11 protein-coding genes are annotated in these 13,456 nt (G+C 53.3%); 7 read left to right on the top strand and 4 right to left on the bottom strand.

Features of this window, described 5'->3' with window-relative positions; genetic code table 11:
* Window positions 1–10 precede the first annotated feature (10 nt).
* Together ACLJRH_RS18090 and ACLJRH_RS18085 are read left to right on the top strand one after the other, a co-directional pair.
* Complete coding sequence (locus tag ACLJRH_RS18090) at window positions 11–2,557, top strand: fimbrial outer membrane usher protein (RefSeq protein ID WP_023136513.1); 2,547 nt, start codon at window positions 11–13, stop codon at window positions 2,555–2,557.
* Between the two features lie 8 nt (window positions 2,558–2,565).
* Window positions 2,566–3,642 (top strand): fimbrial protein, encoded by a 1,077-nt coding sequence (locus ACLJRH_RS18085; protein ID WP_000794035.1) that lies wholly within the window; start codon window positions 2,566–2,568, stop codon window positions 3,640–3,642.
* 117 nt (window positions 3,643–3,759) lie between these two features.
* Here ACLJRH_RS18085 and ACLJRH_RS18080 read toward each other — a convergent pair whose 3' ends face one another.
* Both ACLJRH_RS18080 and ACLJRH_RS18075 read right to left on the bottom strand, forming a co-directional pair.
* Entirely contained in the window at window positions 3,760–4,530 is a 771-nt protein-coding gene (locus ACLJRH_RS18080; RefSeq protein ID WP_000983418.1) for an ABC transporter permease, read from the bottom strand.
* Window positions 4,527–5,453, bottom strand: coding sequence for an ABC transporter ATP-binding protein (locus ACLJRH_RS18075; protein WP_000150617.1), 927 nt, complete (start codon window positions 5,451–5,453; stop codon window positions 4,527–4,529). Before ACLJRH_RS18075 ends, ACLJRH_RS18080 begins: the two co-directional genes overlap by 4 nt.
* A gap of 108 nt (window positions 5,454–5,561) precedes the next feature.
* Here ACLJRH_RS18075 and can point away from each other — a divergent pair, with 108 nt between their 5' ends.
* A complete protein-coding gene (can, locus tag ACLJRH_RS18070) occupies window positions 5,562–6,224 on the top strand; it encodes a carbonate dehydratase (RefSeq protein WP_000651590.1) in 663 nt (220 codons plus the stop codon).
* 57 nt (window positions 6,225–6,281) lie between these two features.
* On the opposite strand, the gene hpt is transcribed toward can, so the two are convergent.
* Window positions 6,282–6,818 (bottom strand): hypoxanthine phosphoribosyltransferase, encoded by a 537-nt coding sequence (hpt, locus tag ACLJRH_RS18065; protein ID WP_000683342.1) that lies wholly within the window; start codon window positions 6,816–6,818, stop codon window positions 6,282–6,284.
* A gap of 205 nt (window positions 6,819–7,023) precedes the next feature.
* On the opposite strand from hpt, the gene ACLJRH_RS18060 reads away from it, so the two are divergent.
* The gene (locus tag ACLJRH_RS18060; protein WP_000829733.1) at window positions 7,024–9,414 is read left to right on the top strand and encodes a glucose/quinate/shikimate family membrane-bound PQQ-dependent dehydrogenase; all 2,391 of its coding nucleotides are present in this window, start codon (window positions 7,024–7,026) and stop codon (window positions 9,412–9,414) included.
* A 77-nt stretch (window positions 9,415–9,491) separates the two neighbouring features.
* Here the strand turns inward: ACLJRH_RS18060 and cueO are convergent, their stop codons facing one another.
* Window positions 9,492–11,102, bottom strand: a complete 1,611-nt coding sequence (cueO, locus tag ACLJRH_RS18055) for a multicopper oxidase CueO (RefSeq protein WP_023223145.1) — start codon at window positions 11,100–11,102, stop codon at window positions 9,492–9,494.
* Between the two features lie 201 nt (window positions 11,103–11,303).
* Here cueO and ACLJRH_RS18050 point away from each other — a divergent pair, with 201 nt between their 5' ends.
* The 3 genes from ACLJRH_RS18050 (at window position 11,304) to speD (ending at window position 13,433) form a co-directional block, all read left to right on the top strand.
* Window positions 11,304–11,651, top strand: coding sequence for a YacC family pilotin-like protein (locus tag ACLJRH_RS18050; protein ID WP_000846613.1), 348 nt, complete (start codon window positions 11,304–11,306; stop codon window positions 11,649–11,651).
* A 106-nt stretch (window positions 11,652–11,757) separates the two neighbouring features.
* Window positions 11,758–12,618, top strand: coding sequence for a polyamine aminopropyltransferase (gene speE, locus ACLJRH_RS18045; RefSeq protein ID WP_000829968.1), 861 nt, complete (start codon window positions 11,758–11,760; stop codon window positions 12,616–12,618).
* A 20-nt stretch (window positions 12,619–12,638) separates the two neighbouring features.
* Window positions 12,639–13,433, top strand: a complete 795-nt coding sequence (gene speD, locus ACLJRH_RS18040; RefSeq protein ID WP_000734276.1) for an adenosylmethionine decarboxylase — start codon at window positions 12,639–12,641, stop codon at window positions 13,431–13,433.
* The last annotated feature ends 23 nt before the right edge of the window (window positions 13,434–13,456 follow it).

The raw sequence follows: 13,456 nt of genomic DNA, 5'->3' as shown, positions 1-13,456 counted from the left end.
GAGAGTGCCGATGCGCAAAGGGCAACACAGGGGATTTTATTTATCGCGCTGCGCTGTGTGTATCGCGCTGGGCAGCACGTTCGCACATGTTGCATGGGCGCGCGACTATTTCAATCCGGCATTTATTGAACACCATGGGCAGGCGAATAGCACAAGCGTCGATCTGTCGACATTTGATAACGACAAAAGCCAACTTCCTGGCACCTATTACGTCACTATCATTATCAACAAAACAGAAATCGGCGCGCGAAACGTTGATTTTCAACTCACGACGCTCAGTGACGGTCAACAGGCATTACAGGGCTGTTTACGGCTTCAGGAACTAAAAGATAACGGCGTCAAAACCGACCTTTTTCCAACGCTGGAGAGTGAAAAAAGCTGCGTCAATCTCAGCGCTATCCCCGGCGCCAGCCAGCAGTTTGATTTTCAGCAACAGGCATTATCGATAAGCATCCCTCAACTCTACATCGCCAACAACGCGCGCGGCTACGTGCCGCCGGAAAAGTGGCAGGAGGGGATTACCGCGCTAATGCTGAACTACAGTTTCAGCGGCTATAAAGAGTACGGTTCCAGTGAGGATTCCGACGATGCGGAATCGAAGTATCTCGCTCTCCAGCCGGGTTTTAACCTCGGGCCGTGGCGTTTTCGCAACTACAGTAACTGGAGCGCAAATAACGGCGAGAGCGGTAGCTGGAACAGCGTTTATAACTATTTACAGCGCGACATTATCGCGCTGAAAAGCCAGTTCACCGCCGGAGACAGCAATACGCCATCCGACGTGTTCGACAGCGTACCTTTTCGCGGCCTCCAGCTCACCTCTGACGATCAAATGCAGCCCAACAGCCAGCGTGGTTACGCCCCGACGATTCGCGGCATCGCCCGTTCAAACGCGCAGGTTATCGTGCGGCAAAACGGTTATATCGCCTATCAAACTGCCGTTTCGCCGGGCGAATTTGAAATCAACGATATGTTTCCCACCGGCAGCAACGGCGACTACGACGTGACGGTAAAAGAAGCCGACGGTAGCGAACAGCATTTTATCGTGCCCTACTCTTCGCTGCCGATTCTGCAGCGCACCGGACGGGCAAAATACAGCGTGACCGTGGGTAAATATCGTGATTACGACAACCACACGCTGGACGACTTCGGCCAGGCGACCCTGCTGTACGGCCTGCCGTGGGGTATCACGCTGTACGGCGGCAGCCAGATTGCCGGCGATAAATACCAGTCCGTCGCCTTCGGCGTCGGGCAAAATATGCAGATGCTGGGGGCCATTTCCCTGGACGGTATCTGGTCGCACGCCAAATTTGACGATGGCCGCAAAGAAGCCGGGCAATCCTGGCGCGTCCGCTACAGCAAGGGCGTCGTCAGTACGGGCACCACGTTTTCGCTGGCCGGCTATCGTTACGCCAGCGAAAACTACAATTCGCTGAGCGAGGTGATCAACCCGGACGACGATTTTTATGATAACTACGGCAAGCGCCATAATCGTTTCGAAGCTTCAGTCAACCAGCAAATTAGCGATACGCTCGGTTCCTTAACGCTAAGTTGGGTAAAAGAAGATTACTGGCACAGCGCGCAGCAGATGGAATCTCTGAGCGCCAACTACAACAATAGCTGGGGCCCGGTGAGCTATACGTTAAGCTACAGCTATAACAAAAACACCTACCAGTACCGATCGGATAATGACGATGATGATAACGACGACGATCGTTATAACCAGAACGATCGGCTGTTCACGCTGTCGCTGCATGTTCCGTTTACGGTGTTCGATTCCAGGCTATACGCCAGCTATATGCTGAACACGCGTAAGCACGATGCTACGGTGAACAGCACCACCCTTAGCGGCACCGCGCTGCGTGACAGAAACCTGAACTGGTCGTTACAGCAGAGCCACAGCACACAAGACGGTGATTCCGGCGGGGTAAACGCCAGCTACAAAGGCACTTATGCCAACCTCAACGCCGGTTACAATCAGTCGCCAGATAGCCAACAGGTCAGCTACGGCATCAGCGGCGGCATTCTGGCGCACGAAAACGGTATTACCCTGAGCCAGCCAATTACCGGCGCGGCGATTTTAATTAAAGCGCCCGGTGCCAGCGGCGTTTCAGTTGAAAACCAGACCGGCGTCGCCACCGACTTCCGGGGTTATACGGTGATCCCCAACGTCACTCCGTATTATCGCTACGATATCTCGCTCGACAGCAGCACGTTTGCCGACAACGTGGATATTCCGCTCAACAACCAGACCGTCTACCCGACGCGTAATGCGGTGGTGCGCGCGGCGTATGACACGCATAAGGGCTATCGCGCGCTGTTAACGCTGACGCGCAGCAATGGCGAGCCCGTGCCCTTTGGCGCGACGGCAAGCGTCGATGGGCAGGATGCGAACCTGGCCAGTATCGTCGGCGATAAAGGCCAGGTCTTCCTCAGCGGCCTGCCGGAAGAGGGCCTGCTCCTGGTGAACTGGGGAAGCGCCTCTTGCCGCGCGGATTACCGTCTGGATATCAGCAAAAATATGAACGGCATCGTGATGGCGAACGCCGTCTGCCAGTGAGGAACACAATGAAGAATTTATGGATGCTGCTGGCATTGTCGCTATTTTCAGGCCATGCGCTGGCAGACGGAACGATGGGCAACGGAAGCGGCTGGTGTCAACCAACCAGCGGCACGCATGATTTTCCTTTTAGTTTTAATCAAACCATTACCGATACGGATGGGAACCAGACGGGAACCATCGTTGAAGAGCACTGGTCAGCAGGCGGAGAATATTCGGCTAAATGCGACTGCGATAACAGTGATTATCGCGGGTACAACTATTTCACCGCGACCACCGGCGATCTGACACAGAAAGGCACGCACAGCGAGACGCGATACTACGGACATATGGATTACTATGTCCTCGTGGCAGGCAAACTGGAAATTGGTACCGAAGCGTATATAGCCGGGAAGCTTGGCGAATATATTCCCGTCCCGTTTTCCTCAATCAGCAATAATGATGCCTCCGCAGGCGGCTGTGGCGATGCAGAAATGAAATCAATGACGGCGGGCAATAAAGGCACGGTAAGGATTTATATTACTCATCCTTTGGTCGGAGAAATCTCGATCCCGCAAACAACGATCATGAATCTCTATTTATCAAAAACGCCGGGCAGCAGTGGAGATAATATTCCCCCCTCCGTTCCCCCTATCGCGCACGTCACCATGTCCGGGACCATTACCGTGCCGCAGTCCTGTTCCATCAACGCCGGGCAGGTTATCGAGGTCAGGCTGCCGGATATTGAGGGCAAAGATATTCGTCACCTCGGCGACAGTCCGCAGAACTCGCACGTCACCACTCAGGTAAACTTTACCTGTAGCAACGTGGCGGACGGCACCAACCTGTCAATGTCATTGAATGGAGAAACCGATCCGCACAACCCGGAATACCTGAAAACCGACAATGAGAATTTAGGGATACGGATTTCCGATAAATACGATAAGACCATCGTTCCCGGCGGCAGCGCCGAATTGCCGATTGAAGATTACGCCGACGGTAGAGGCAGCACCGAGTTCACCGCCGCGCCGGTCAATACCACCGGACATGTTCCCCACACCGGAGAATACCAGGCTACCGCCACGCTGGAGATTCAGATTCGCTGAGAGAAGCGTTGGGTTTCAGCAAGCCTCCCCCTACAGACCCGTAACCCATTGATATTACGGCCCCGTAGATGGGGTGAAGCGAAGTGCAACCCAACGCCCCATCTCCCCTGTCAACACTTAACTGCGCAAACCACGCCCACGCTGGATCAGCGACCAGCACAGCAGGTAGAAAGCGGCGATAAAGATCACCAGTACACCAAACGTCGTCACCAGCGGCACATCATGGATACCCAGGAAACCATAACGGAAGCCGCTGATCATGTAGACGATCGGGTTCAGGTGCGACAACCCTTGCCAGAACGGCGGCAGCAGCGTCAGCGAGTAAAATACCCCGCCGAGGTAGGTCAGCGGCGTCAGCACAAAGGTCGGGATCAGGCTGATATCGTCAAAGGTTTTCGCAAACACGGCGTTCAGCAGTCCGGCCAGCGAGAACAGAATCGCGGTCAGAATCAGCGTTAGCGCGACAAATACCCAGGAATGCACCTGGAAAGGCACAAAAAAGAGCGAAATCGCCGTCACCAGAATCCCCACGCACAGCCCGCGCGCCACGCCGCCGCCGACAAATCCGGCGATAATCACGTGCGTTGGTACCGGCGCGACCAGCAGTTCCTCAATATTGCGCTGAAACTTGGCGCTAAAAAATGACGACGCGACATTCGCGTAGGAGTTAGTAATAACCGCCATCATAATCAGGCCCGGCACAATAAATTGCATATAGCTAAAACCATGCATTTCGCCGATGCGCGAACCGATCAGGTTACCGAAAATAATAAAATAGAGCGTCATCGTGATGACAGGCGGCACTAGCGTTTGCACCCAGATCCGCATAAAGCGGTGGATCTCTTTCGCCCAGATGCTTTTAAGGGCAACCCAGTAAAGCTGCATCATGCGCGATCTCCTTGTTTTTCATGAACCAGCGACACAAACAGTTCTTCCAGACGGTTGGCTTTATTACGCATACTTAATACCTGAACCCCCTGCTCGCTCAGTTGGCTAAAAACGCTGTTAACCCCCTGCTCGCGCAACACTTCAACCTCCAGAGTCGAGGTATCCACCAGACGATATTGATAACCCGCAAGCTTAGGCAGCGGGCTTTTTGGCGCTAAATCCAGAATAAACGTCTCCGATTTCAGCTTTGAAAGCAGATTTTTCATGGAGGTATTTTCCACCAGCTCGCCGTGCTGAATAATACCGATATTGCGGCACAGCATTTCCGCCTCTTCCAGATAGTGGGTGGTGAGAATAATCGTGGTGCCTTTGGCGTTTAAGTCTTTCAGGAATCCCCACATCGAGCGACGCAATTCGATATCGACGCCCGCCGTCGGCTCGTCGAGAATCAATAGCTTAGGCTCATGCATCAATGCGCGGGCGATCATCAGGCGGCGTTTCATCCCACCGGAGAGCATCCGCGCGCGTTCATGACGTTTTTCCCACAGATCGAGCTGTTTTAAATACTTTTCGCTACGTAAAACCGCCTCTTTATGTTCCACGCCGTAATAACCGGCCTGATTCACTACGATCTGTTGCACCGTTTCAAACGGGTTAAAGTTAAACTCCTGTGGCACCAGTCCAAGCTGTCGCTTAGCGTTAACCACGTCTTTTTCCAGGTCGTAACCAAAAACATTAACGCGCCCGGACGTTTTATTAACCAATGAGCTGATAATACCGATGGTGGTCGATTTCCCTGCTCCATTTGGCCCCAGAAGCGCGTAAAAATCCCCCGCTTCGACCTGCAAATCTATGCCGCGCAGCGCCTGAACGCCGCCGGGATAGGTTTTTTTAAGTTGTTGAAGTTCCAGCGCAATGGTCATAAATTCTCACTTACTTTACGTTCTTACACTTTATATATGGTTTAAATAACTACGGAGTTGCCCTATATTAGCCCAACGCACTTATTTGGTTACAGGTCGTTAACTTCCATGAAAGACATAGATACACTCATCAGCAACAATGCACTATGGTCAAAAATGCTGGTGGAAGAGGACCCCGGATTTTTTGAGAAACTGGCGCAAGCGCAAAAACCGCGCTTTCTATGGATTGGATGTTCCGACAGCCGCGTTCCCGCAGAGCGTTTAACCGGGCTTGAACCGGGCGAATTGTTTGTTCACCGTAATGTGGCTAACCTGGTTATTCACACCGATCTGAACTGTCTCTCCGTGGTTCAGTATGCGGTAGATGTTCTGGAAGTTGAGCATATTATCATTTGCGGCCACTCCGGTTGCGGCGGTATCAAGGCTGCGGTAGAAAACCCTGAGCTGGGCTTGATTAATAACTGGTTGCTGCATATCCGCGACATCTGGCTTAAACATAGCTCGCTGTTGGGAAAAATGCCCGAAGAGCAACGTCTGGACGCGCTCTATGAATTGAACGTCATGGAGCAGGTCTATAACCTGGGGCATTCCACCATTATGCAGTCAGCGTGGAAACGCGGGCAGAATGTGACCATTCACGGCTGGGCGTACAGTATCAATGATGGCCTGCTGCGCGATCTTGACGTCACCGCCACCAACAAAAAAACGCTGGAGAACGGCTATCATAAGGGTATCTCCGCCCTAAGTCTGAAATACATTCCCCACCAATAAGCCATTAGCTATAGGCCGGATAAGTCGCTTTAGCGACGCCATCCGGCATTTCTGCTCTTACTCGTCCAGCAGCACCACTTTACCAACATACGGTAGATGGCGATAACGCTGGGCGTAGTCGATACCGTAACCGACTACGAATTCGTCCGGAATCGAAAAGCCAACGAACTCAACCGGCACGTCCACTTCGCGACGAGACGGTTTATCCAGCAGCGTACAAATCGCCAGCGATTTCGGCTCGCGCAGGCCCAGGATTTCACGGACCTTCGACAGCGTATTACCGGAATCAATAATGTCTTCGACAATCAGCACGTCTTTACCGCGAATATCCTCATCCAGATCTTTGAGGATTTTCACGTCGCGGGTGGTGGACATGCCGCTACCATAACTGGAGGCGGTCATAAAATCGACTTCATGAGGAACCTGGACTTCACGGCACAGGTCCGCCATAAACATAAATGAGCCACGCAACAGACCTACCAGCACCATTTCACTGCCGCTGTCTTTATAACGTTCGGTAATCTGACGACCCAGCTCGGCAATACGTGCTTTGATCTCCGCTTCGGGGATCATGACTTCAACAGTATGTTTCATATTTATAACCATATGATTTAAAAACAAATCACTCAATGCCGGTGACTAATAACGCCGCATTGACGCGCAAGGCACGCAGTATAACAGCAAACGTATTCATTCGCGGCATTTGATAAGAAAGCTCATTTTGTGATTACGATCACACATGTTAATTCCTATACTTAATTGCTACTAAAAAATTAACAATTTGGGATGGTGTCTTTTTATGGCAGAAAATAACGCACGATCGCCACGATTACTCGTGACGCTGACGGCCCTCTTTGCAGCGCTTTGTGGGCTGTATCTTCTTATCGGAGGTGTCTGGCTGGTTGCTATTGGCGGTTCCTGGTACTACCCCATCGCGGGCCTCGTGATGCTGGTTGTGGCCGGATTGCTATGGCGCAGTAAACGTGCCGCGCTGTGGCTGTATGCCGCCTTGCTGCTGGCGACAATGATTTGGGGCGTGTGGGAAGTCGGGTTCGACTTCTGGGCGCTCACGCCGCGTAGCGATATCCTGGTGTTTTTCGGCATCTGGCTAATATTGCCGTTTGTCTGGCATCGTCTGGTGGTTCCTTCCAGCGGTGCAGTGGCGGCGCTGGTCGTGGCGCTGCTGATTAGCGGCGGCATTCTGACCTGGGCTGGCTTCAACGACCCGCAGGAGATCAACGGTACGCTTCGCGCCGACGCCACGCCCGCCGCAACAAGCTCGTCGATCGCCGACGAAGACTGGCCGGCCTATGGACGTAATCAGGAAGGCCAACGCTATTCGCCGCTGAAACAGATCACTGCGGATAACGTTCACCAACTGAAAGAAGCGTGGGTCTTCCGCACCGGCGATCTGAAACAACCCAACGATCCGGGCGAAATCACCAACGAAGTGACCCCGATTAAAGTCGGCGATACGCTCTACCTGTGTACGGCTCACCAGCGTCTGTTCGCACTAGACGCCGCCAGCGGTAAAGAGAAGTGGCATTTTGATCCTCAGTTGAAGACCGATTCGTCTTTCCAGCATGTGACCTGCCGCGGCGTCTCTTATCATGAGGCCAAAGCGGATACCGCCTCGCCGGAGGTCATCGCCGACTGTCCGCGCCGCATTATCCTCCCGGTCAATGACGGTCGCCTTTTCGCGGTGAATGCCGAAACCGGCAAGCTGTGTGAAACCTTCGCCAATAAAGGCGTCCTGAATCTGCAAACCAATATGCCGGACACCACGCCGGGACTGTATGAACCGACGTCGCCGCCGATTATCACCGATAAAACGATCGTCATTGCCGGTTCGGTCACGGATAACTTCTCTACCCGCGAAACGTCCGGCGTTATCCGTGGTTTTGACGTTAATACCGGTAAACTACTGTGGGCCTTCGATCCGGGGGCGAAAGATCCGAACGCGATTCCAGCCGATGAGCACGCTTTTACCTTTAACTCGCCGAACTCCTGGGCGCCTGCCGCCTATGATGCGAAACTGGATCTGGTCTATCTGCCGATGGGCGTGACCACGCCGGATATCTGGGGCGGTAACCGCACGCCGGAGCAGGAACGTTATGCCAGCTCCATCCTGGCGCTGAATGCCACCACCGGGAAACTGGCCTGGAGTTATCAGACCGTCCATCACGATCTGTGGGATATGGACCTGCCGGCACAGCCGACGCTGGCGGATATCACCGTTAACGGTACCACCGTTCCGGTTATCTATGCGCCAGCGAAAACCGGTAATATCTTTGTGCTCGACAGACGTAATGGCGAGCTGGTCGTGCCCGCTCCGGAAAAACCGGTCCCACAGGGCGCGGCAAAAGGCGATTACGTCGCCAAAACTCAGCCGTTCTCTGATTTAACCTTCCGCCCGAAAAAAGATCTCTCCGGCGCGGATATGTGGGGCGCGACCATGTTCGACCAACTGGTGTGCCGCGTTATGTTCCACCAGTTGCGCTATGAAGGTATCTTCACTCCACCGTCCGAGCAGGGGACATTGGTATTCCCTGGCAACCTGGGGATGTTTGAATGGGGCGGTATTTCCGTCGATCCAGACCGTCAGGTCGCTATCGCTAACCCGATGGCGCTGCCGTTTGTCTCGAAGCTGATCCCACGCGGCCCGGGTAATCCGATGGAGCCGCCGAAAGACGCGAAAGGTACCGGTACAGAAGCAGGTATTCAGCCACAGTACGGCGTACCATTCGGCGTCACGCTGAATCCGTTCCTTTCGCCGTTTGGCCTGCCGTGTAAACAACCGGCCTGGGGCTATATTTCCGCGTTGGATCTGAAGACCAATGAAATCGTATGGAAGAAACGTATAGGGACGCCGCGCGACAGTATGCCGTTCCCGATGCCGGTTCCGGTGCCGTTCAACATGGGGATGCCCATGCTCGGCGGGCCAATCTCAACCGCCGGTAACGTACTGTTCATTGCCGCGACCGCCGACAACTACCTGCGCGCTTATAACATGAGCAACGGGGAAAAACTGTGGCAGGGACGTTTACCCGCCGGAGGCCAGGCAACGCCGATGACCTATGAGGTAAACGGTAAGCAGTACGTGGTCGTTTCTGCCGGAGGCCACGGTTCGTTTGGTACGAAGATGGGCGACTATATCGTGGCCTATGCTTTGCCTGACGACGCGAAATAACCATTAATGCCCGGCGTATGCCGGGCATTGTACCGGGTGGCGGCTTCTCCTTACCCGGCCTGCGTCGGAGACAGCGATTAGACCGTAAATCCTAACATCATTCCCGTATCTTCATGTTCTAACAGATGACAGTGCGCCATATAGGCATGTTCCTTCGGCGCGTCGTGATCGAACTTGACCAACACTTCGCTGATACCGCCCTCAACGCGTACCGTATCCTTCCAGCCCGTTCTGTGCGCTGCTGGCGCTTTGCCGTTCTCTGACAGAATACGGAACTGCGTGCCGTGAATATGGAAAGGATGCAGCATCATGTCGCCCACGCCGGAAATCACCCAACGTTCATGTCGGCCTTTTTGCGCCGCGAACATCGGTTTGTTCATATCGAAGACCTGGCCGTTAATAAAGTTAGCGTTATGGAAGTCGAATTTTCCGCCGTGATTCATATTGCCCATCGCGCCATGATTCATCCCGCTGTGATCCATGTTGCCATGATCCATCTCGCCATGCCCCATATTGCCGCCCTGCATATGCGCGTTCATGCTGTCATGATCCATACCGCTCATCGCCTGAGCGCCATATTTCTTCATCAGCATTTGCATCCCCATCATATCAAGACGCGGGTCCATCGACAGTTTCAGGTTGCGCACCGTTAGCCCTTCCAGCGACGGCAACGCAGGCATCGTCGTCAACGTATCCGGCAGCGTACCGGAGGCGGTAATCCGCAGCGGCTGGATACGCATCACCGGATGCGGTTTATCAAACGGAGCGATCGCCATTCCCATCTGGCTGACCGGCAGCGTCACCAGATCAAAGACTTTCCCGTCGCTGATATCCACCAGCACTTCAAAACGCTCGCCCATTAATAACGGCAGTTCGGTGACTTTCACCGGCTCCGCCAGCAGGCCGCCGTCGCTGGCAATCACATAAAGCGGACGATTATCGCTGGCGGCGATATTCAGCGAACGCGCATTACAGCCATTTAGCAAGCGCAGACGTAGCCAGCCTTTCGGCGCGGAATGCTGCGGATAGATAGCGCCATTGGTCAGCAGCGTATCGCCAAACCAGCCGACGGCGGCGGTCATAATATCCAGTTGATAATCAATCTGGCCATCGGCGGAGAAACGTTTGTCCTGAATGATCACCGGTACATCGTCGATGCCCCACTGTTTCGGCAGGCGCAATTTGCGAATCTCGTCATCTTCAATCAGCACCAGTCCGGCAAGGCCCATCGCCACCTGGCGCCCGGTTTTGCCGTGTTTGTGCGGATGAATCCAGCAGGTCGCGGCGCGTTGCTCCGGTGTAAACGTCACCGTGCGGGTTCCGCCTGCGGGAATAATTCCCTGCGGGCCGCCGTCGACGATGCCCGGAATCTCCAGACCATGCCAGTGAAGCGTCGTGTCTTCGGCCAGTTGGTTATGGATATCAACGGTCACACTTTTTCCTTTGTGGAGCTGTACCGCTGGCCCCAGCAAATTACCGTTGTAGCCCCAGGTTGTCGCGTTCTTACCGGCGAATGTCGACTGTCCGGCTTTAACAATCAACTGCATACGGTTGCTTGCATCTGCCGTTAACAGGTCAGGAATAGGCAACGCGGGACGTTCGGCGGCAAAAGCGGCGCGGCTCCACAGCGGCAGCGCTGATGCAACCCCCAGCGCCACTGAATATTTTAAGAAATCACGGCGTAACATAATCATTTCCTTATAATGAACAGGCGGGTGTCTAAGCTTAGACCCTGCCCTAACGGGAAGGTCAAGCCAGCAACACGTCTTTACCATTCCTGACAGCAATACAATAAGAATGAAAACGCCGCGACCAATCCTGATAATAAAAGTCGTCGCTACGTTCTCAGTATGCTAACGTTGACTTTCCCTGATGCCGTGGTAGAAGCAATGAAGACGTTTTTCAGACCCGTGTTGTTTGGCAGCCTGATGGCCTTATGCGCAAATAGCTATGCGCTTACTGAATCCGAAGCCGAAGATATGGCCGATTTAACGGCGGTTTTCGTTTTTCTGAAAAATGACTGTGGTTACCAAAATTTACCCAACAGTCAGATTCGCCGTGCGCTGGTCTTTTTTGCCCAGCAAAATCAGTGGGACCTGAGTAACTACGACACCTTCGATATGAAATCGTTGGGCGAAGACAGCTACCGCGATCTTAGCGGCATCGGTATTCCGGTCGCTAAAAAATGCAAAGCTCTGGCCCGTGATTCTCTGAGCCTGTTAGCCTACGTTAAATAATCCTCCGCGATCCTATTGCTGAAATAATGACCGTGTATCCACGGTCATTGTTAGCTATGATGTTGCGCCCTTTTTTTACGGGTGTTAACAATGGAGGTATCAGCCAATGGCCGAAAATACGATGTGGCATGAAACGCTACACGACCAGTTTGGTCAGTACTTTGCCGTAGACAACGTTCTGTATCATGAAAAAACCGATCACCAGGATTTAATCATCTTTGAAAACGCCGCTTTTGGCCGCGTGATGGCGCTGGACGGCGTGGTACAGACCACCGAACGCGACGAGTTTATTTATCATGAAATGATGACCCACGTCCCGCTGCTAGCGCACGGTCATGCGAAACACGTTCTGATTATCGGCGGCGGCGACGGCGCAATGCTACGTGAAGTTACCCGGCATAAAAATGTCGAAACCATCACCATGGTGGAGATCGACGCTGGCGTAGTCTCGTTTTGCCGCCAGTATTTACCCAACCACAATGCCGGCAGCTACGACGATCCGCGCTTTACGCTGGTAATCGACGACGGCGTGAATTTCGTCAATCAGACCCATCAGACCTTTGATGTGATCATTTCCGACTGTACCGATCCGATAGGCCCCGGCGAAAGCCTGTTTACCTCCGCCTTTTATGAAGGCTGTAAGCGTTGCCTGAATCCGGGCGGCATTTTTGTCGCCCAGAACGGCGTGTGCTTCCTGCAACAGGATGAAGCGCTCGATAGCCACCGCAAGCTGAGTCATTACTTCAGCGATGTCGGCTTCTACCAGGCGGCGATTCCGACCTATTACGGCGGCATTATGACCTTCGCCTGGGCGACGGACAACGACGCTCTTCGTCACCTGTCGAGCGAAATTATTCAGGCGCGTTTTCATGCCGCCGGCCTCAAATGTCGCTATTACAACCCGGCTATTCATGCCGCTGCATTTGCGCTACCGCAATATCTACATGACGCACTGTCCGCACAGTGACGTTAAGGAGGTGATAAAAATTGAAAAAGCTGAAACTGCATGGCTTTAACAATCTGACGAAAAGCCTGAGTTTTTGTATTTACGATATCTGCTACGCCAAAACCGCAGAAGAGCGCGATGGCTATATCGCCTATATCGATGAACTCTATAACGCCAACCGACTGACCGAGATCCTGTCGGAGACCTGCTCCATTATCGGCGCGAACATCCTGAACATCGCCCGTCAGGATTATGAACCGCAGGGTGCCAGCGTCACGATTCTGGTGAGCGAAGAGCCGATCGACCCGAAACTTATCGACCAAACCGAACATCCCGGCCCGCTGCCGGAAACCGTGGTAGCGCACCTCGATAAGAGCCATATCTGTGTGCATACCTATCCGGAAAGCCATCCGGAAGGCGGGCTTTGCACCTTTCGCGCCGACATCGAAGTGTCAACCTGCGGGGTGATTTCACCGCTAAAAGCGCTCAATTACCTGATCCACCAGCTAGAGTCTGATATTGTTACCATCGATTACCGCGTGCGCGGCTTTACGCGCGACGTCAACGGTATGAAGCACTTTATCGATCATGAGATTAATTCTATTCAGAATTTTATGTCGGAAGATATGAAGTCGCTGTATGACATGGTGGATGTAAACGTGTATCAGGAAAATATTTTCCATACCAAGATGCTGCTTAAAGAGTTCGATCTTAAGCACTACATGTTTCACACCAAACCGGAAGATCTCACTGAAACCGAACGCCAGGAGATCACCGCCGCGCTGTGGAAAGAGATGCGCGAGATTTACTACGGCCGCAATATTTCTGCGGTCTGATTCACCACTGGCAGCGCCTGACG

This window comes from Salmonella sp. SAL04162 (genome assembly GCF_046551535.1).
GTDB classification, from domain to species: domain Bacteria; phylum Pseudomonadota; class Gammaproteobacteria; order Enterobacterales; family Enterobacteriaceae; genus Salmonella; species Salmonella enterica.
This window is presented reverse-complemented; position numbering and strand designations above follow the sequence as displayed.

What these genes read in the sequence shown, in the direction of transcription:
- cueO (WP_023223145.1), bottom strand. Translation starts at nt 11,102, where the DNA reads ATGTTACGCCGTGATTTCTTAAAATATTCAGTGGCGCTGGGGGTTGCA.
- ACLJRH_RS18050 (WP_000846613.1), top strand. Translation starts at nt 11,304, where the DNA reads ATGAAGACGTTTTTCAGACCCGTGTTGTTTGGCAGCCTGATGGCCTTA.
- can (WP_000651590.1), top strand. Translation starts at nt 5,562, where the DNA reads ATGAAAGACATAGATACACTCATCAGCAACAATGCACTATGGTCAAAA.
- ACLJRH_RS18085 (WP_000794035.1), top strand. Translation starts at nt 2,566, where the DNA reads ATGAAGAATTTATGGATGCTGCTGGCATTGTCGCTATTTTCAGGCCAT.
- ACLJRH_RS18060 (WP_000829733.1), top strand. Translation starts at nt 7,024, where the DNA reads ATGGCAGAAAATAACGCACGATCGCCACGATTACTCGTGACGCTGACG.
- ACLJRH_RS18080 (WP_000983418.1), bottom strand. Translation starts at nt 4,530, where the DNA reads ATGATGCAGCTTTACTGGGTTGCCCTTAAAAGCATCTGGGCGAAAGAG.
- ACLJRH_RS18075 (WP_000150617.1), bottom strand. Translation starts at nt 5,453, where the DNA reads ATGACCATTGCGCTGGAACTTCAACAACTTAAAAAAACCTATCCCGGC.
- speE (WP_000829968.1), top strand. Translation starts at nt 11,758, where the DNA reads ATGGCCGAAAATACGATGTGGCATGAAACGCTACACGACCAGTTTGGT.
- ACLJRH_RS18090 (WP_023136513.1), top strand. Translation starts at nt 11, where the DNA reads ATGCGCAAAGGGCAACACAGGGGATTTTATTTATCGCGCTGCGCTGTG.
- hpt (WP_000683342.1), bottom strand. Translation starts at nt 6,818, where the DNA reads ATGAAACATACTGTTGAAGTCATGATCCCCGAAGCGGAGATCAAAGCA.